The 18295-nt window shown below is 60.5% G+C and carries 16 protein-coding genes; 11 read left to right on the forward strand and 5 right to left on the reverse strand.

From position 1 onward, the window contains the following. Positions 1-328: 328 nt before the first annotated feature. Positions 329-2557, forward strand: coding sequence for a hypothetical protein (locus tag CXU21_RS00240; RefSeq protein WP_146016867.1), 2229 nt, complete (start codon positions 329-331; stop codon positions 2555-2557). Positions 2558-2807: 250 nt separating this feature from the next. On the opposite strand, the gene CXU21_RS00245 is transcribed toward CXU21_RS00240, so the two are convergent. The 5 genes from CXU21_RS00245 to CXU21_RS00265 all read right to left on the reverse strand — a co-directional run bounded on the left by CXU21_RS00245 (position 2808) and on the right by CXU21_RS00265 (position 9000). Further along, a complete protein-coding gene (locus CXU21_RS00245; protein WP_102724601.1) occupies positions 2808-4058 on the reverse strand; it encodes a ferrous iron transporter B in 1251 nt (416 codons plus the stop codon). Positions 4059-4194: 136 nt separating this feature from the next. Then, a complete protein-coding gene (locus CXU21_RS00250) occupies positions 4195-4683 on the reverse strand; it encodes a hypothetical protein (RefSeq protein ID WP_102724602.1) in 489 nt (162 codons plus the stop codon). Between the two features lie 22 nt (positions 4684-4705). Further along, positions 4706-6286 carry a sulfatase family protein gene (locus CXU21_RS00255; RefSeq protein WP_102724603.1) on the reverse strand — a complete coding sequence of 527 codons (1581 nt, stop codon included), beginning with the start codon at positions 6284-6286 and terminating at the stop codon, positions 4706-4708. Positions 6287-6343: 57 nt separating this feature from the next. Continuing rightward, entirely contained in the window at positions 6344-7657 is a 1314-nt protein-coding gene (locus CXU21_RS00260; protein WP_102713738.1) for an AI-2E family transporter, read from the reverse strand. Between the two features lie 35 nt (positions 7658-7692). Then, positions 7693-9000: a PDZ domain-containing protein gene (locus tag CXU21_RS00265; RefSeq protein WP_146016683.1), complete on the reverse strand. Its 1308-nt coding sequence runs from the start codon at positions 8998-9000 to the stop codon at positions 7693-7695. Between the two features lie 147 nt (positions 9001-9147). Between CXU21_RS00265 and CXU21_RS00270 the strand changes: the two genes are divergently transcribed. The 10 genes from CXU21_RS00270 to CXU21_RS00315 all read left to right on the forward strand — a co-directional run bounded on the left by CXU21_RS00270 (position 9148) and on the right by CXU21_RS00315 (position 18238). Then, positions 9148-10053 (forward strand): serpin family protein, encoded by a 906-nt coding sequence (locus CXU21_RS00270; protein WP_180972557.1) that lies wholly within the window; start codon positions 9148-9150, stop codon positions 10051-10053. Positions 10054-10126: 73 nt separating this feature from the next. After that, complete coding sequence (locus CXU21_RS00275) at positions 10127-10522, forward strand: Minf_1886 family protein (protein ID WP_102713943.1); 396 nt, start codon at positions 10127-10129, stop codon at positions 10520-10522. A gap of 14 nt (positions 10523-10536) precedes the next feature. Then, positions 10537-11592 carry an agmatine deiminase family protein gene (locus tag CXU21_RS00280; RefSeq protein ID WP_102725406.1) on the forward strand — a complete coding sequence of 352 codons (1056 nt, stop codon included), beginning with the start codon at positions 10537-10539 and terminating at the stop codon, positions 11590-11592. Next, on the forward strand, positions 11589-13181 hold the full coding sequence (locus CXU21_RS00285; RefSeq protein ID WP_102724605.1) for an NAD(P)/FAD-dependent oxidoreductase: 1593 nt from the start codon (positions 11589-11591) through the stop codon (positions 13179-13181). Before CXU21_RS00280 ends, CXU21_RS00285 begins: the two co-directional genes overlap by 4 nt. A 315-nt stretch (positions 13182-13496) precedes the next feature. After that, a complete protein-coding gene (locus CXU21_RS00290; protein WP_146016868.1) occupies positions 13497-14066 on the forward strand; it encodes a hypothetical protein in 570 nt (189 codons plus the stop codon). Between the two features lie 24 nt (positions 14067-14090). Beyond that, on the forward strand, positions 14091-14813 hold the full coding sequence (locus CXU21_RS00295; RefSeq protein WP_146016869.1) for a hypothetical protein: 723 nt from the start codon (positions 14091-14093) through the stop codon (positions 14811-14813). 214 nt (positions 14814-15027) lie between these two features. After that, on the forward strand, positions 15028-15438 hold the full coding sequence (locus CXU21_RS00300; RefSeq protein ID WP_102713726.1) for an AIR carboxylase family protein: 411 nt from the start codon (positions 15028-15030) through the stop codon (positions 15436-15438). Between the two features lie 26 nt (positions 15439-15464). Continuing rightward, a complete protein-coding gene (gene pyrR, locus CXU21_RS00305; protein WP_102724607.1) occupies positions 15465-16001 on the forward strand; it encodes a bifunctional pyr operon transcriptional regulator/uracil phosphoribosyltransferase PyrR in 537 nt (178 codons plus the stop codon). A gap of 29 nt (positions 16002-16030) precedes the next feature. Beyond that, on the forward strand, positions 16031-16957 hold the full coding sequence (locus tag CXU21_RS00310; protein WP_102713722.1) for an aspartate carbamoyltransferase catalytic subunit: 927 nt from the start codon (positions 16031-16033) through the stop codon (positions 16955-16957). 6 nt (positions 16958-16963) lie between these two features. Further along, positions 16964-18238 carry a dihydroorotase gene (locus CXU21_RS00315; protein WP_146016870.1) on the forward strand — a complete coding sequence of 425 codons (1275 nt, stop codon included), beginning with the start codon at positions 16964-16966 and terminating at the stop codon, positions 18236-18238. Positions 18239-18295: the final 57 nt, after the last annotated feature.

An 18295-nucleotide genomic window follows, 5' to 3' on the forward strand; every position in this document is an offset into this window, starting at 1 on the left:
TAGCAAGAAAAAAGAGCATGTATTTTGACATGATTTAAAAGAACGTTTAAATAACGGTCACATGTTCTTGAGATTCATTATGGTTCCTATCCTTTATTCACGTTTTTTATCATTAAAAAATTGCGTTGTTTAACAATTTGTGCAAGGGCTTTTGAAGGATGTTTAAACGTCTTTTCATTTTCCGCTCCGCATGAAGCATTTTTCCGGAATACCTTTTTAAATCAGGGATTCCGGCGCGCTCCGCGTCCGTTCGTCAGCCGGGATTTTGAGATTGCAGGGCCGCGGATATCATGTAAAATCACCCCAATCTTCCAGCCATTTTATCATCATGACAGATCAGCCAGAATCCCCGTCTTCTCCAGAGGCTCCCAAATTACGCCGGCGTCTCGTAACGGCAGCCCCTCCCGCAGCGTCCAAGGTGAAGTTTGCTTCTCCTGCCGCGGAAGGCGTGGAAGTTGCCAAGCCGCGTTTCCTCACTCCTGAATTGCAGGCCAAGCTGGCCCAGGAGCAAGAAGAAGCCGCGCGCCGTGCCGCGGAGCAGGCGGAAGCGGACAGGATTGCCGCGGAAAAGGCTGCCGCCGAACAGGAAGCCGCCCGCATTGCCGCGGAAAAGGAAGCGGCGCGCATGGCCGCGGAGGAGGAGAGAGCCCGGCTTGCTGCGGAACAGGAACAGAAGGAAGCCGCTTCCAAGCCCATGGCGGACCCCGCGGTGGACGCCCAGATTCAGGATGCCCTCGCTAAAATAGCGGAAGCCCAGAAAGCCCTGGCGGACGCCCAGGCCGCTGCTCTGGCGCAGGCTGCCGGTGTGGCGCCTGCAGCTGCCCAGGAGCCGGAATCCGCTGTTGCGGAACCAGCCCCGGCCCCCGCTGCATCCACCGTTCCCAAATTGAAAGTTTTGAAGACCGCTCCGGCTCCTGCCAAGGAGGAGGAAGCGCCAGCCGCTGCCCAGGATGGAAGTTCCGTGCCCCGGCTGAAGGTGCTGAAATCCCCCCTGGGCCCAGCACCTGTTCCTTCTGCGGCGTCTGCCGCCTCTTCCCAGCCTGTGCCTGCCGCGGCGGCTTCCCCCACCGGCAGCATTCCCGTGCCGGGAACCGGCGGAATCCAGCCGCCTGCCGGGGCGGAAACCGCCCGGGAAATGGTTGCCTCCGTAGATAAATCCAAATCCCTGCTGAGGGGTGTGATTTACGGGGTATGCATTCTGGTGCTTGCCGCCGGCGGCGTGGGGATTTACGCATGGCATACCAATAGCAAGAAAGACCAGGTGGAAGGGGAAAACGCGCGCTTGAACGAGCTCGTGGTGGAAGGCGGCAAATTGGGCCGCAGCCGCCTTTTTGATTCCAAAAATCTTGGCCGTGTTCCGGACGTGAAAGTCGTGCCGAATGCGGAGGACGCCGCCCTGCTGCTCTCCAATGTTAGGGGAGTCAAGGGGAACCGGGAAAACTGGCCCGGAGCCGCCCACCTGGTTTCCATCATGGCCCAGATGGATGACAACATCGCCCGCCAGGTGGTGGAAGACATGAAGAAAAACGTCGGCAAGTACAGCAAGGAAAAATACTCCATGATGGTGACGCTGCTGGCCAAATCCTCCAGCCCCGCCATGCGTGACATGCTGAAAGACCTGTACGCCTCCATCAGCGAGAGCAAGAACAAGAAGATTCAGGACAAGCAGGCCGTGGTGCTCAAGTACATGCGCTTTGCGATGAAGCTGGACGACCTGGACGACATCATGAAGATTCTCCAGCAGAAGGATGCTTCCCAGGACCTGGTTTCCTCCGCCTTCCGCACGGCCCGCTACCTGATTGACGAAGCTCCCCCCGCCAAGCGTACGGCCCTGTCTTCCAAGCTGCTGCAGTACCAGAAGGACATGCCGGAGGAAAACGTCAAGATCCTCTACAAGCTGCTGGCCCGCACGGGTGATCCCAAGGTGCTGGACATGATGGAAAAGAGCTACAAGGAAGACCCCAAGAAGGCCCTGGCCATCGTCACCGCCTGGGGGGACTGGAATACGGATGACGCCGTTCCGTACCTGTTCAAGGCCTGGAAGGATGAATCCCTGCATGAACGCGTGCGCACCCAGGCCCATGATTCCATTCTCCGCGTGCTTTCCGTGGACCGTGACCGGGATGACAACGCCACCCTCAAGCTGTTTGAACCCCTCATTGCGGATGCCAAGACGAGCGAACGCCGCCAGTTCCTGGTTTCCGCCTTCAAGCGGCTGAGCAACCGTCCTTATGTGATCCGCCTGCTGGGCCGCATCAAGCAGACGGCGGAAGACCACAGGAATGAGGTGGAACCCAAGTTCCAGGCCGCGGAAGAAGCCCTGTTCAAGGCGGAAGACAAGTTCAAGGCCAACCCGAACGATGCCGCCGCCAAGGCTGATTATGAAGCCAAGGAAAAGGTTTACAATGAACTTGCCAGTGAGAAGACTGGTGAAGACAAGGTGATTACGGCAGTAGAAAAAGCCCTGGAAAAGGTTAAAAAGACGCCTGTTCCCACCAAGAAGGCCGCCTCTGACGACAGGGAGGATGACGAGTCTTCCGTCATCAAGACCATTTAATTGGTTTTACCAACCGTATCCGGAAACCGGAGGGAGGCATCCCTCCGGTTTTTTTGTGGAAGAAGCCATGAAGAATCGCCAGGCCCTTGCGGCAGCTGAAAAGAAACCGGGCATGATCCGGGCTTGGTTGGCGGGAAGCGGAGCTTGAAGCCCGCAGGGCGGGCGAATCTGGAAGAGGAGGGAATCAAGCCTCCGCTTCCGGTTGGCGGCGGGATGACTTGCCGGGGTATGCGGTATTTTCCGGTCTCTTCTACAGCAGCGATCCCGCCTGGTACACCAGCGTAGCCGTCAGAAAGCCCAGCAGCGTCAGCCCCGCAAATTGAGCCAGCGCGAACCACCAGGTGCCAGCCTCCCGTTTGGCGACGGTGACGGTGCCGATGCAGGGCAGGGCGATAAGGCAGAATATCATGATGCTGATGCCTTGCAGAGGGGTATAGCTGGCCTTGAGACGGGCATTCAGCGTCTGCTGGGCCGCGGGGCCGGAGTCCCCGTCCTGCACGGCAAAGAGGATGCCCATCTGGGTGACGAAGATTTCCTTGGCGGCAAAAGCGCCCAGCAGCGCGGAATTGATTTTCCAGTCAAAGCCGGCCACTTGCGTGACAGGTTCCATCCAGTGGCCTATCTGCCCGGCGTAGGAATGCTCCATGGCCGCGGCGGCAGTCGGCGCGGCGCCTTCCTCCGGCTTGGGGTAGGTATTCAGGAACCACAGGATGATGGAGGCGCCCAGGATGAAGGTTCCCGCCTTCCGGACGTACATGAAGGCCCGGGACCACATCAGAAGGCCCACCTTGCGCAGGGAGGGGAGGCGCAGGCGTTTCATGTGGTGGAGGGAGTCCCTCTGCACGGTCTTGAAGAACGTGTTTTTCAGGAGCCGGGCGCAGCAGAGGGCCAGCATGACGCCGCTGGCGTAAATGCCGAACAGCACGGTAGCCTGCAAGCGGGAGGGAAACAGGGCGGAGACGAACATCATGTAGATGGGCAGGCGCCCTGCGCAACTCATCATGGGCAGTACGGCGATGGTGACCAGCCGGTCATTGCGCGCGCCAATCCTCCGGGTGGACAGGATGGCGGGAACCGAGCAGCCGAAGCCGAGCAGGAGGGGGGCAAAGCTGCTGCCGTTCAGCCCCATGATTTTCATGATGCGGCTCATGAGGCGGGAGACGCGCATCATGTACCCGCTGTTTTCCAGCACGGTGATGGCCCCGAAGAGCAGCACCACGTTCGGCAGGAAGGCCAGGACGCCCCCTACGCCGCCCACCACGCCTTCACCCAGCAGGGATTGCAGGCGGGGCCACGGTTCCAGCATGTGGCTGGCCCAGACGCTGAACATCTGCGTGCCCGTCTGGATCAGTTTGACCAGGGGATCCCCGATGGCAAAGCTCAGGAAAAAGATGACGTAAACAATGCACAGGAAGATAAGGGACCCCCATATCCTGTGCATCAGGACGGCGTCCAGCCTGGCTCTCCACCTGTTTTCCTGCGCCTCTGCCTCCCGTTCCATAAGTTACGGAGCATAAATTAGACCCTGCTAATTTGACAGGCAAGCTTAAAAATCACGGCTGTGCGGGAAGGGTTTTCTGGATGCCCCCGGTTCCTTTCCGGAGTTGCTCCAATAGCCTCCGGAAGTCCGGCTTCCGCTAGCGGCGCATGGCCGCAAGCCCCTGAATGAAAAGGATGGCCGCCGTGCAGCCGAAGATCATGGACGGCAGCCACTGGAGCATGTACAGCGGGTCCGTGGAGTCGTTCCCGTAGGAGGGGAAGATGAAGGCCAGGATTATTGCAACCAGGGCCAGTCCCCACGCCAGCCAGGATACGGCGGGAACGGTGCCGCCGGTTTCCGTGGTTATGGGATGCCTGAGGATTTCTTCCATGGGACCGCGGGCATCGGCGTCCCGCCCGGAAGAAGCAGGCTGCTTTCTTTTAACGGGAGGGAGGGACGGCGTTTTCTTCATGCCGTTTTCCTCATTCTGCCCGGAGGGGGAAGAGGGGGCTTCCCCGAAGGGAAGCCCCGTTTTAACGTGAATCAGAACGCCGCACGACGTGCAGCGCATGCCGGCTTTTGCATCCAGTTCAGCCGGGTAGGTGTACCCGTGCCCGCACTGGGAGCATGTGGCGGATTCTCTCATGATTCAGGTTGACTGGCTGTTGTTAGTCGTCCAGGGGAAGCAGGTCCACCAGGTCCGCCTTGGTTTCCGGCCTTTGGCGGATTTCCTGGAGCTTGGCCTTCATTTGTTCGCAGACGTCCGGATGCTGGGCGGCCACGTTGTTGAGTTCCTTGGGGTCCTTTTCCAGATCAAACAGGCTGCCGCCTTCCGGTGACTTGCTCATCTTGGCGGAGGCGCCGTTGATCCCGTCGCGGATAGCTACGCCGGCGGGAATGAACTTCCACTTGCCGTGGCGGATGGCCAGAGCCTTGCCGGTGCTGTTGATGACGTGGTAGTCACGTCCCTTGGCGGATTTGCCCAGGAGGGCGGCCATCACGTTTTCAGAGTCGCGGAAGGAGTTGGCCTTGCCGGGTTCCAGCAGCTGTTCCAGGGAGGCTCCCAGGTCCATCTGGTTGAACAGGGCCTTGCTGGTGGCTCCGGGTTTGACCACTCCGGGCCATTTGACGATGAACGGAATGCGGGAGCCGCCTTCCAGAATGCTGTACTTGCCGGCTCGGAAGGGGCCTGCCGGGGAGTGGGTGGCGTTGTCCCGGACGGCAAAATCCTTGTAGCCGTCGTCAAGCACGGGGCCGTTGTCGCTGGAGAAGATCACCAGGGTGTCTTTTTCCAGGCCGGCTTTTTGCAGGGCTTCCGTGATGCGGCGCACGCATTCGTCCAGCTCCACGGTCACGTCGCCGCGCACGCCGTGCTGGCTCTTGCCCACAAAGCGTTTTTCCGGGCAGCGCGGCACATGGATGTCATGCGTGGCGAACATCAGGAAGAACGGTTCCTTGGCCTTGGCGCTCTTCTGGATGTATTCAATGGCCTTTTCCGTGATGACATCCGCGTTTTCCTCATCCTTCCACAGGGCGCTCTTGCCGCCCTTCATGAAGCCGATGCGACCGATGCCGTTGATGACGGCCTGGTTGTGGCCGTGGCTCCACATGAGCTTGAGCAGGTCCTTGTTGTCCTTGCCGTTGGGCAGTCCGGGGAAGTTGTGCTGGTAGGACACTTCAATGGGGTCGTTCGGGTCCAGATTGCGGACATTGCCGTTTTCCAGAATCACGCAGGGAACGCGGTCTCCCGTAGCGGCAAAGATGAAGCTTTCATCAAAGCCGATTTCGTTCGGGCTGGGCGCGATGTGCTTGTTCCAGTCAATCTTCTTTCCCTTTTCCCCCAGGCCCAGGTGCCACTTGCCCACCATGTAGGTCTTGTAGCCGTGGGATTGGAGCATCTTGGGCAGGGTGGGCTTCTTGGTGTCGATAATCAGGGCGGCGTCCCCCGGCAAAATGCCTGTGCCTTCCTTGCGCCACGGATATTCCCCGGTGAACAGGGCATAGCGGGAGGGGGTGCAGACGGAGGTGGTGGAATACGCGTCCGTAAAGCGGACGCCCTGCTTGGCGAGCTTGTCAATGGAAGGGGTGGGAATCCCCTTGGCTCCATAACAGCCTACGTCCCCGTAGCCGAGGTCGTCAGCGTAAATCATGACGATGGCTTTGGGCGGCTTGACCTTGGGCGTAGTGGCGGCCGGGCAGGCCGCTGCCGCCGCCAGGGCCAGCATCAGGTGTAATGCGGTTTTATTCATTGTTATCAGGTGTGTGTATGGTATTTGCTTGAGAAAGTGGTGAATGGGCGCCGTAGTTTAGACGGCGGCCGGTTCGTCCGAACCTGGCGGGGGCTGTTCATGAGGTTCGTCCGGGGGAGGTAGCGGCTCCGTCATGGGGCGCATGCTGGCGTTCTGCCAGATGTACCGCTTGTAGAGCACCTTGATGGCGGCCGTGAGGGGGACGGCCAGCAGGGCGCCGATCAGGCCGCCCAGAATGAGCGTCCAGATCAGCACGGAAAACATGACCGTAAGCGGGTGCAGCTCCACGGAATCCCCCACGATTTTCGGCTGGATGACCCATCCGTCAAACTGGTTGACGGCCAGGAAAATGCCGGAGACGATCAGCACGTGCTGGAAATCCCCCCACGTAAACCAGGCCAGCAGCACCGCGGGGATGAAGGCGGTGATGATGCCCAGGTACGGCACGATGCCCAGCACGCAGACCGCCGCGCCGATGGTGACGGCGTACGGCAGCCCGAGCAGCTTCAGGCAGATGGCGATCAGGATGCCTTCAATGATGCTCACCAGCATCTGGCCGCGGAAGAAGGAAATCAGGTATCCGTTGATTTCCTCCATGGTGTCCACCACGTCCTTTCTGAATTTGGAGGCCTTCAGGGGCAGGATGCTGGGCCACTTTTCCCTGATCTTGTCTGCCTCCAGCAGGAAGTAGAAGGCAAAGATGGGGGTGATCAGGATGCTCACCATGATGCCTATGGTGCTGTACAGGGCCCTCCCGCCGGACGTGAGCCAGCTCATCAGCTTGTCCTGGTAAAAAGAGGAATTGATGGTCATGTACGCCCCCAGCTTTTCCCGGGCCGTCTTGGCGTTTCTCAGGTCATGGAGTTCCGCCACGGAATAATGGCCTGCGTTCAGCTCCCGCAGGCTGGTGCTGTAAACGCTGTCGATGGTGCGGGAGATGAAGGGGATTTCAATGGTTGAGTCAATCAGCTCGGAGGTTTTGTCCCAGAGCTCCATCCGGTTGTCGATCAATTCGTCCGTCTGCCGGATCAGGGGGGGCAGGATGGTGGCGCCGAAGCCCACCATGACGGCCAGCGCCGCGAACATGACCGTGACCACGGCCCACGGACGGGAAAATTTAAGGTGAACCAGCCAGGAGACAATCGGTTCCAGCAGATAGGAGATGACGGCGGCAATCAGGATGGGCAGGAGCACCGGTTCCAGAAATCCCAGGACCTCCACCACTTCAAAAATGACGAAGGCCGCAATGCACAGCATCGCCAGGATGGCGACGCCCGTCAGGGCGCACCAGCAGGTTTTTTTCTGGAAGGATGAAGGAATGCCGCAGGCGTCAGTGCCGTCATTGGTATTCTGCTGCTGTGCGTTGTTCATACCGGTTGTAGAGAGATGGCTGGATGGGCGCGGATTCAGGCGGCTGGGCCTTTTTCCGGTTGGTCTTCAGGTGCCGGGGCGGATTCTTCCGCGGAACCCGCAGGCTGCGGTTCCCCGGCGCCTTCCCGTCCCTGGTCCTTTTCCTCCTGCTGCTTGACGTGGTTTTCAAACTCCTTCTCCGTAATAGCCTGGGGCGTGGGGTAATAATCCCCGGCAGGGGGCGCGGCCGGAACTTCCCACTGAATACGCACCAGTTTGTTTCTGCGCTGGACCACAACGCTGGCCTGCGCCCCCCGCTGGGTGGTTACATATTCTACGAGATCCGGGTAGGGATTCTTTCTCCCGTTGATGGAAACGAGCACATCCCCCGTCCGGAGTCCGGCATCCCAGGCGGGCGACCATTCGGCCACATAGGCCTTCATGGGACCGTTTCCGTTGCGGTCCTGGATGAAGGTTCCGCCCATCAGGTTGAAGGAGGCGGGGGCAGGCATGCGGTGGGTGGTGGAGCTGAAATAGAGGGCGTTCCCCGGCCCGTCCAGCCAGAACTGGCGTGCGGACAGCGCGCCGTATCCCAGGATGATGTCAATATCATTGGGAATGCCCATCACGTCCGGATTGGCGAAGCTTTCACAAAGCAGGATGTTTTTCAATTCCAGGGGGCCCAGCTGGAAGGAGCTTACATGCATGCATTCATGAGCGTAAAATCCTCCCGCGGCGGGGCTGTAGCCGGAATAGACGCTGACAAACGCGTCCGGATAGGCCTGCTTGATGGCGCTCCAGCGTTTCTTGGAAATATAGACGGCATGGGGCGCTCCCGTATCCAGAATGATGCGGCGCCCGTGCTTGTCCGCAATCTGCGGGTAGTCGGAACCGGGGATCAGGGCCAGCTTGTGCCAGCTCTTGATTTTGGCGGGAAGCTTGTTGAAAAAACGGTGGGAGCGTTTGGGATAGTTAATGTTCCATACGTACTTGCGGATGCACTCCCAGCCCAGCAGGCCGTCATAGGGGGCCTGGTCCACCATCACCACATCCTGTTTCCGGGAGATGGGCTCCCCGTCTTCCTTCAGGGAAATGGGAACATTGGCCGTGCGCATGACGCCCCTCCCGCGCAGGCGTGCGCCTATGGATTCCACCGCCGGGGAGAAAAGCAGGGAGGTCTGCACGGCGCCCGTGTCCACCCCCATCATCAGCTGCGTTCCGGAGCTCCAGGCCAGGGCCACGGGGGTGCCGTCCAGCGGGTTGGCCGCGTCAATGGGCGGCGAACTGCTGTCCTGGATGGGCCGGTGCGATACGCAGGAGGCGCACAGCACGGTTGCCAGAAGCAAAATGGAGAAACGGAACATAAAGCGTTCCATTCATAACAAACAGACCAGACGCTGGCAAGGTTTCCTTGCTGCCTGCGGGGCATTTTGGCGGCATCTGAGGGCAAAACTTGCCACGCAGGCAGGATTTGATCATGTAGAACCATGATATTCAGGATATTGGCATGCATGGTTTTTCTGGGTTCCGTGTCATGGCCGGGCATCCCTGCGCCGCCGGTTCCGGGCGTTTCCGCTCCTCCGGAACTGCGGCTGGTCCAGGCGTGCGTGGAAAAAAGCCGCGGCAATGTCATGATTTCCCCCTTCTCCCTGTATGAAGTTCTCCGTTATATGTTGCCGGGAGCGGCAGGAGAAACGGGGAAGCAGATGGAAGCCGTTTTGCCGGGTAACGGCGCCACCGGAAAAGAGTGGTCTTTTTTATCAGAAGATTTTTCCCGGTCATGGCGCTGTTATTCCGCCAGCCGTATTTTTGCGGACCGGTCCGTGAAATTGAAGGAAGACTATGTAAAGGCCGTGGGGGCGGACCGCGTGGTTCCGGCTCCGTTCCGGGAAAACATGGCGGAAGCCGTCCGGCAGGTCAACGCCTGGGCGGCGAAAAACACGGACAACCGGATCAGGAACCTTATGAACCCGCAGGAAATCAGTGGCCGGACAGTGCTTGTCCCGGTCAGCGCCGTGTATATGAAGGCGTTCTGGGACAGCAGGTTTGAAGAGAAGACCACGGCGGGAACGTTCTTCCGGGAGGACGGCTCTTCCTGCATCATGCCCATGATGAAGCAGCAGGTCTTTACGGAAGGAAATTCATGGCCCAGGCAGGGCGGAATGTATGATGAGAAGGAGGGCGTGCGCGCAGCCAGCCTGTTCTTTGCCGGGGGGAAGGGGGCTCCGGTGTTTATGGCCGTTCTGCCTCCGAAGGGGAAAAAGCTGAAACAATTCATTGCCGGAACTCCCCCTCGCGGGAAAGGACCGGAAATAGAATTCAACCGCCCTTTCCTGTGGCTCATTTACAGCCCGGAGGACAGGGCGGTGGTCTTTGCCGGAACCTATTCCGGTCCGGAATGCCTGAAAAAGGAATAGGGGTCATGAACCCCGCATGCTCCCAAAAACCTTGATTTTCGCGGGGGGCTCTATAGGGTGGGGGTGCGCCGTTATGACCACCCCTACGTTTGAAGATGCCGTGAGCCGCATTGTGCGGAAGGACTCCCGTTTCTCGGAACGGGCGTATGCCTTTCTGAAAGATGCGCTGGATTTCACCATGCAGCGCATTGAAGAGCAGGAAGACGGCTCCCAGCGCCATGTCAGCGGGCAGGAGCTGCTGGAAGGCTTCCGTGATTACGCCCTGAGCCAGTTCGGCCCCATGGCCTCCACCGTGTTGAAGGACTGGGGGCTGCGCAACGGGAAAAATGTGGGGGAGATGGTTTTTTTACTGATTGAGGAGGATGTGTTTTCCAAGCAGCCGGAAGATTCCCTGGATGACTTCAAGGGATTCATGAGTTTCCGCAAGGCGTTTGAGGAGCCTTACGAATTCCAGGACCAGCCCAGTTGACCGATCATACCGCCATGAGCAAGGAACCTGATGTACGCTGGCCCGCTGAATGGGAACCGCAGGACGCCGTGTGGATTTCCTGGCCCCACCGCAGGGATCTGTGGCAGGGCGGCCTGGATGAACTCCGGCAGACTTACGGGCGCGTGGCTGCGGCCATCGCCCCGCATGCCCGCGTGTGCGTGAATGCCGCGGAAGCCCTTCATCCGGGCATCCGGCAGACCATGCGGGATGCGGGGGTGCGGGAGGAACAGTACAGCCTGTTCAATCATCCCACCAATGACGTCTGGTGCCGGGACCACGGCCCCGTCTTTGTGCAGGACGTGAAGGACGGCTCCCTGATGCTGGCGGACTGGCAGTTTAACGCGTGGGGCGGCAAATTCGCTCCCTGGGACCTGGACAACGGCATTCCCGCCCTGATGGGAGCTGCGCTGGGGCTGCCCGTGCGCGGCTCCTCCATGATTCTGGAGGGGGGCGCCATTGAGGGGAATGGAGACGGCCTGCTGGTGACGACGGAATCCGTGCTGCTGAATCCCAACCGCAACCCGGAATGGAGCCGCGCCGCGATGGAGGAGGAGCTGCGGCGCATGCTGGGCGTGAAGACCGTTTTCTGGCTGGGTTCCGGCATTGAGGGGGATGATACGGACGGCCACATTGACGACATGGTGCGCTTTGTGCGCCGGGATGCCGTAGTCTCCATCGTGGAGCCGGATTCCTCCTCCCCCCATTACCGCGCCCTGGCGGAGAACAATGAACGGCTGCAGGATTTGAAGTGCGTGGACGGCTCCGGCGTGGAGGTTGTTCCGCTGCCCATGCCGGACCCGCTCCGGGCGGAGGACTGGCGGCTGGACCAGCTTCCGGCCAGTTACGCCAATTTCCTGATCGTAAATGACGCCGTCATTGTTCCCGTGTTCAACCAGCCCCGGAATGACGACCGCGCCCTGGGCATTCTGCGGGAATGCTTCAGCGGAAAACAGGTGGTGGGCGTGGATGCCCGCAAGCTGGTGCTGGAGGGCGGGGCCATCCACTGCATCACCCAGCAGCAGCCCCGGCCGCGGAAGGAGGAGCCATGAGCGAGGGGGAAGGCGTAACGGTGGATGTGATTCTGCCGATGGAGAAGGCCGGGGACGAGCGGGCGCGCCGCGCCGCCGTGGCGGAAAAACTGGGCATTTCCCCCTCCCGGATCAGGGAACTGCGCCTGCTGAAGGAATCCATTGATTCCCGGCAGAGGAAAATTTTATTTCAGCTCCGGTTTCTGGCGGGGGTGGATGAGCCGCTGCCTCCGGAGCGTCTCCCCTCCCGGGATTATCCGCCCGTGAAGCCCGGCGCCCCGGTGGCGCTGATTGTGGGATTCGGTCCGGCGGGGATGTTCGCCGCCCTGCGCTGTCTGGAGCTGGGGATGAAGCCCGTGGTGCTGGAACGGGGGAAGGACGTCTCCTCCCGCCGCTTTGACCTGGCTCCCATCCTGCGGCAGGGCACGGTGATTGAGGATTCCAACTACTGCTTCGGAGAGGGCGGGGCCGGCACGTTCTCGGACGGCAAGCTGTATACGCGCGCCACCAAGCGCGGCCCGGTGAGGGAGGTTTATGAGATATTCGTAGCCCACGGCGCGCCGCGGGAAATTCTGACGGACGCCCATCCGCACATCGGCTCCAACCTGCTGCCGAACGTGGTGAAGGCCATCCGGGAATCCATCCTGCGCGCAGGCGGGGAAATTCATTTCAACGCCCGGGTGGATCATCTGCTCCGTTCCGCGGACGGGCGGCGCGTACGCGGCGCGGCCTGTGCGGATGGCCGGGAGTTTGCGGCGGACGCCGTCCTGCTGGCTACCGGGCACAGCGCGCGGGACGTGTACCGCATGATGCTGGCGGAGGGGCTGGCGCTGGAACAGAAGCCCTTTGCCGTGGGGGTGCGCATTGAACATCCCCAGGCATTCGTGGATGCGCGGCAGTACCATCTGCGCCCGGACGGGAAACGCCCGGAACAGCTTCCGGCGGCGCGCTACTCCGTGACCACGACCATTCAGGACCGCGGCGTCCACTCCTTCTGCATGTGCCCCGGCGGCTTTATCGTACCCGCCGCCACGGAAAATGACGAGGTGGTGGTCAACGGCATGTCCCTGGCCCGGCGTGACTCCCCCTTTGCCAACGCGGGCTTTGTGGTCAGCGTGCATCCGGAGGACACGGAAGCCTTCCGCAGGGAGCACGGCGTTCTGGCGGGAGTGGCCTACCAGAAGGCGCTGGAAACCGCCTCCAGCCGCGCCGGAGGAGGCATGCAGAAAGCCCCCGCCCAGAAAGTGGAGGATTTTTTCAAGGGGGGCGTTTCCTCCTCCCTTCTTCCCACCAGCTACCACCCCGGCATTGCATCCCATCCCCTGCATGAACTGCTTCCGCCGGAAATCGTGTGGCGCATGCGGGAGGGACTGCGGCAATTTGACCATAAATGGCGCGGATTTGCCGGGCCGTCCGCCCAGCTCATCGGCTGTGAGACGCGCACCAGCTCCCCCGTGCGCATTCCGCGGGACTCCGCCACGCTGGAGCATCCGGGACTGGAAGGCCTGTACCCTTGCGGGGAAGGTGCCGGTTATGCAGGGGGCATTGTTTCCGCCGCCCTGGACGGCCGCCGCTGTGCGGAAGCCATGGCGCAGCAGGCGCGGGGCTGATGAAAGATTCCGGGCCGTAAGCTTGCGGCGCTCCCTGGCGGCCCTCCTTTCCGGCACGGGGACGGGAATCGTTCCTTGCCCCCGGTTCATCACATGGCCGCACTGCCGGGGGCATAATAAGGTAATGCCCTCCGGTTCACTCCCGTGCATATTCAGAGATAAAGGCCTGGCAATCCGGTTTTCCGGTCCTTATAAAGAAAATGGGGATTTTAAGATTTCCCCGGTAAAGTTGAGCCGGAAAGGTAAAATAGTGAAGGAACAGGAGTTTCCCGCAGATTTCGAACAATCGGGGGGCGCAGCTGTCCAAAATGAGCCATGAGAGCGTTCCGGATCTTCTTAATACTGTGCCCCGTGTGGTTCGCGCTGCCCGGCGTGGCCCAGGATGTGGGGGCTCCCGGCATGCCTAATGTGGACCTGGAAACTCCTTCCGGGCAGAAGCTGGCACAGGAGAGGGCGTCCATCCGCAAGTTCTTCGTGCTGCTTTATTTGGCGGTGATCCTGCCCGCCATGGAAAACCAGAGTGATCTTTGCAGGGAGAAAGACCTTTATCCCCTCATGCTGGCCGCTTTTCCGGAGCAGGAGCTGAAGGAATGCCCGCAGGGGCTCCAGCATCTGATGAATGCCAGGGTGCGGGAGCTGAAGGACGCCGTGGACGGGAAGAGGGAATTAAAGACAATCCCGTTTAATCCTGAAGACCGGGAACTTTTCCTTTTCCTGGCGCAATACGGCATGGAGGACGTGTGCCAGCAGGTCATGAACTGGATAAGGCAGGAAGTCAACGCCAGCGGGGACATGGACCAGGAATCCTTTGTCCAGGCATTCAGGAAGTTCCGTGACAAGGTGCGTTCAGGGCATCTGGTGATGCCGGAAGCGGTGGAGGACTGAACCCGGAGCCGGAGTTCTACCGGAATGGACCGGAGCCGCCTGTGGGAAACACGGGGGAAAACTCATTGTCTGCGGACGCTCATGTGCTATGATGCGGACATGTCCGGGGCCAGCCGTCTTTTATTATTGGGCGTATTGCTGGGCGGCCTGTGCCCTCTTTCCTCCCGGGCGCAGGATATTGCCGCTCCCTCCATGGCGAATGTGGATTTGGAGACGGAGGAGGGAAAGGCTCTGGAGCGGGACCGGGAGGCCGTTGGCAGGGTGGTCATGCTGGGGCATGTCATGAGCATGATAGCGACCCTGGAGACGGAGGGCAGGGATATGCGGGAAGTCCTGGCGGCCGTGTACGCCAGCCAGCAGTCCGCTATTCCTCCTCACATGCTGGAAAAGTGCCCGCCCGACTACAGGAAAGCCTATGAGGCGGTGAAGGAGGAAATGGGAAAGCTCCTGGACAGGATGCGCAGGGAGAAGATGGACGATGTCCAGTTCCTCACGGCTTGTAAGGAATTTTACATCCGGAGCAATGAGATCAGTGCTGCCGTGGGAGAAAAATACCGCTTGAAAGAACGCAGCATCTCTCTTTTTGAGGCATTGAACCGCAAACTCCGGGTATTGGAGAAGGAGGAAAAAATAAAGTTGCTCCAACAGATGAAGGATGAACTGATTGCCGGAAAAATGGAAATCCCCGGGATGGCTGAAGACACGGACGATGAAGCCGGAGGGCGCTTGAACGTTTTTGTAAGGTAATGAGAATGCGGAAATGGGTATAGGGCGCCATTCCGGCGAGGTGTTCCGCTCAGGAGCGGTTCGGAGTCGGGATGTTGCCGTTCCGGCGTTTTTGTTCTTGCGCCCGGGCGCTTTTTCGGCCCGCGGCCCCCGCCGTTTTTTTTAAAGGTTAAGTCTTGCCAGGGCAGGGGGCTTGGGGCCATAATCTGCAAGTTTTACAACCGCACACACAGCCATGAAAGTCATCGTCATCTACGGCAGCCCGAATGATAAACCCTTTATGGAACCCGCCCGCGAGTATTTTACGCAGGAGAACGTTCCGTATGAAGAAACCGTCCTGTCCGCCCACCGCGACCTTCCGGAACTGGTCAAGTTCCTGGGTGAGCTGGAAGCCAGCGGAGAAAAGGCCGTGATTCTGGCCGTGGCCGGCCTGTCCGCGGCCCTTCCCGGCGTGGTGGTGATGAGCTGCTCCCTTCCGGTCATCGGCGTGCCCGTTCCCGGCGGCCCCCTGAACGGCATTGACGCCCTGCTGGCCATCGCCCAGTGCCCGGGCGGCGTGCCCTGCACCACGGTGGGCCTGCATAAGAAGACCCCTGTTAACGCCGCCATGGCCGCCCACCGCATTCTGAAGCTGGCCGGCCTGTAACCGTTCACTCCTTTACCTTCCGGCAGATGATTCCTCCTCCGTCACAGGAAATCGTGTTGGACGGCCCGGGGATTTCCCGTGCGCTGGAGCGCATGGCCCACGGCATCGTGGCCCGCTTCCCCGGGGAGCCGCTCGCCATCGTGGGCCTGCTCAGCCAGGGGGACATTATCGCCCGGAGGCTGGTGGACAAGGTGAAGGAACTGGGTGTGGAAGCCCAGTGCGGAGCCATTGACATTTCCCTGTACCGGGATGACATTTTCAAGCTGGAGGCTCGTCCCTCCCTCCGCTCCTCCAACCTCTCCTTTTCCACGGATGACATGAGGGTGGTGCTGGTGGACGACGTCCTTTACACGGGGCGCACCATCCGCGCGGCCCTGAACGCCCTCTTTGACTACGGGCGTCCGGCCCGCATAGAGCTGGCCTGCCTGATTGACCGCGGGGGGCGGGAGGTGCCCATCCAGCCGGATTACACGGGCCACGTGCTGGACCACGCCGGGGCCAAGGTCATCGTAAGCATGAAGGAGGCCGACGGCGAAGACCGTGTGGTCATTGCCGCCAATTAAACAGTTCTTTAATCCATTACCCGTTTTTCATGAATCCCCGCAAGGATCTTCTCAACATCTCCTCGTTGACCGACGAGGAAATTCATACGCTGCTGGATTCGGCCGGTCCGATGAAGGAGCTCTTCACCAAAAGCGTCAAAAAGGTGCCTGCCCTGAAAGGGAAGTCCGTTTTGACGCTTTTTTATGAGCCCAGCACCCGCACCCGCTCCTCCTTTGAGGTGGCGGCGGAACGCCTGTCCGCGGACGTGACCAACTTCACGGTGTCCACCTCTTCCGTGGTGAAGGGGGAATCCGTGCAGGACACGATCGCCACGCTCCAGGCCATGAAGGTGGATTACGTGATTGTGCGCCATTATAACAGCGGCCTGCCGAACGTGATTGCGCGCCATACCTGCGCCAGCGTCATCAATGCCGGGGACGGGGCGCATGCCCATCCTTCCCAGGCGCTGCTGGATTCCTTCACCATCCGGGAGGTGTTTCCGGAGGTACGGGGAAAGCGCGTGCTGATTGTGGGGGACATCCTGCATTCCCGCGTGGCGCGCTCCACCTCCCTGCTGATGAAGAGGCTGGGGATGGAAGTGGCCTACCTGGGGCCCGGCTCCCTGGTGCCGCGCACGGAGCATTCCGGCATTCCCCGCTTTTCAGATTTCAACGAGGCGTTCGCGTGGAAGCCGGACGTGATTTACCTGCTGCGCGTGCAGAAGGAACGGCAGGACGCTCCCTTCTTCCCCAGCGCCCGGGAGTACAACAAGATTTACGGCGTCACGGAGGAACGGCTGGAGCGCATTTCCGGTGAAGGCCTGTACATCATGCATCCGGGCCCGGTCAACCGCGGCGTGGAAATCTGCGACCTGGCAATGGATTACGAGCGCTGCCTGATCAACCGGCAGGTGGAGAACGGCATCGCGTGCCGCATGTCCATCCTTTACCATCTCACCCCGCAAACCCAGCACTAATTGTTCATGAAAACTTCCGTACTTATTCGCAATGCCCGGCTGGCGGACGGTTCCGCTCCGGTGGATATTCTGGTTTCCGGAGGGGTGATCGCCGCCAAGGCGCCTGCCGGAACGCTCTCCGAGGATTCCGCGGAGAAGGTGCTGGACGCCTCCGGCAAGCTGGTGCTCCCTGGCCTGTTTGACATTCATGCGCACCTGTGCCAGCCCGGACGGGAAGACAAGGAGCGCGTGGCCACGGCTACCGCGGCCGCCCTGCATGGCGGCGTGACCGGCCTGATGGCCATGCCGGATACCGATCCCGTGATGGACAACGCCGCCCAGATCACCACGTTCATGGAAATCTGCCGCACGGACGCGCTGGTGGAGGTCATCCCCTCCGGCTGCCTGACCAAGGGGGACGGCGGTGAAGAGCAGGCCTCCTACGATTCCCTGCGCGCCAAGGGCGTGCGCTTTATCACGGACGGGGACCGCGCGCCGGACAACATGCTGCTGCTGTACCGCGCCATGCAGTACGCCAGCAATTTGAACCTCACCTTCGCCCTGCGCGGGGACGTGCCGTCCCTGACGGCCAAGGCCACCATGCACCCGGGCACCACCTCCTACCGCCTGGGGCTGACGGGCTCCCCCTCCTGCGCGGAGGAAATAGGCATGGAAACCATCATCCGCCTTTCCGTGGAGACGGGCAACTCCCTGCACGTCCAGACCGTTTCCACCGCCGGCAGCGTGGACATCCTGCGCCGCTGCAAGCCGGAAACCGCCGGGTTGAGCGCGGAAGCGGCCCTTCACCACCTCCTGTTCACGCATGAGGACGTGGGCCGTTACGATACCAGTTACAAAACCCTGCCGCCCCTGCGGGACCAGTCGGACGTGGATGCCCTGATTGCCGCGGTGAATGACGGCACCATTGACTGCATCGTTTCCGACCACACGCCCTGCACTCCGTTCTCCAAGCTTCAGGACTTCGTCGTCGCGCCGCAGGGCATGATTGCGCTGGATACGTTCCTTCCCGCCATTTACCAATATCTGGTTCAGCCCGGGAAAATGTCCTGGCAGACGGTGGCGCGCGCATGCAGTGACGCTCCCCGCAGGCTCATGGGCCTGCCTCCCGTCTCCCTGGAGGAAGGCGCTCCGGCCAACCTGGTGCTGTTTGACCCGGAGGGTGAAACGCCCGTCACGGATAAAACGCTCCGCAGCCGCGCGCGCAATACCCCTTTCCTGGGCAAAACCCTGAAGGGAAAGGTGGAAGCCGTAGTGCTCGGAGAACAGCTCCACTGCTTCTGACGAAAGCGTAATGAAAAAGACCGGAAACTGTTAATTATTAACTATTAGCTATTAGCT

It is taken from the genome of Akkermansia muciniphila, assembly GCF_002884975.1.
Taxonomy (GTDB): domain Bacteria; phylum Verrucomicrobiota; class Verrucomicrobiia; order Verrucomicrobiales; family Akkermansiaceae; genus Akkermansia; species Akkermansia muciniphila_C.

Excerpts from the sequence above, each read along its gene's own strand:
- CXU21_RS00300 (WP_102713726.1), top strand. The coding sequence starts at position 15,028 with ATGAAAGTCATCGTCATCTACGGCAGCCCGAATGATAAACCCTTTATG.
- pyrR (WP_102724607.1), top strand. The coding sequence starts at position 15,465 with ATGATTCCTCCTCCGTCACAGGAAATCGTGTTGGACGGCCCGGGGATT.
- CXU21_RS00280 (WP_102725406.1), top strand. The coding sequence starts at position 10,537 with ATGAGCAAGGAACCTGATGTACGCTGGCCCGCTGAATGGGAACCGCAG.
- CXU21_RS00315 (WP_146016870.1), top strand. The coding sequence starts at position 16,964 with ATGAAAACTTCCGTACTTATTCGCAATGCCCGGCTGGCGGACGGTTCC.
- CXU21_RS00310 (WP_102713722.1), top strand. The coding sequence starts at position 16,031 with ATGAATCCCCGCAAGGATCTTCTCAACATCTCCTCGTTGACCGACGAG.
- CXU21_RS00260 (WP_102713738.1), bottom strand. The coding sequence starts at position 7,657 with ATGAACAACGCACAGCAGCAGAATACCAATGACGGCACTGACGCCTGC.
- CXU21_RS00285 (WP_102724605.1), top strand. The coding sequence starts at position 11,589 with ATGAGCGAGGGGGAAGGCGTAACGGTGGATGTGATTCTGCCGATGGAG.
- CXU21_RS00255 (WP_102724603.1), bottom strand. The coding sequence starts at position 6,286 with ATGAATAAAACCGCATTACACCTGATGCTGGCCCTGGCGGCGGCAGCG.
- CXU21_RS00240 (WP_146016867.1), top strand. The coding sequence starts at position 329 with ATGACAGATCAGCCAGAATCCCCGTCTTCTCCAGAGGCTCCCAAATTA.
- CXU21_RS00245 (WP_102724601.1), bottom strand. The coding sequence starts at position 4,058 with ATGGAACGGGAGGCAGAGGCGCAGGAAAACAGGTGGAGAGCCAGGCTG.
- CXU21_RS00270 (WP_180972557.1), top strand. The coding sequence starts at position 9,148 with ATGGTTTTTCTGGGTTCCGTGTCATGGCCGGGCATCCCTGCGCCGCCG.
- CXU21_RS00265 (WP_146016683.1), bottom strand. The coding sequence starts at position 9,000 with ATGTTCCGTTTCTCCATTTTGCTTCTGGCAACCGTGCTGTGCGCCTCC.
- CXU21_RS00250 (WP_102724602.1), bottom strand. The coding sequence starts at position 4,683 with ATGAGAGAATCCGCCACATGCTCCCAGTGCGGGCACGGGTACACCTAC.
- CXU21_RS00275 (WP_102713943.1), top strand. The coding sequence starts at position 10,127 with ATGACCACCCCTACGTTTGAAGATGCCGTGAGCCGCATTGTGCGGAAG.
- CXU21_RS00295 (WP_146016869.1), top strand. The coding sequence starts at position 14,091 with ATGGACCGGAGCCGCCTGTGGGAAACACGGGGGAAAACTCATTGTCTG.
- CXU21_RS00290 (WP_146016868.1), top strand. The coding sequence starts at position 13,497 with ATGAGAGCGTTCCGGATCTTCTTAATACTGTGCCCCGTGTGGTTCGCG.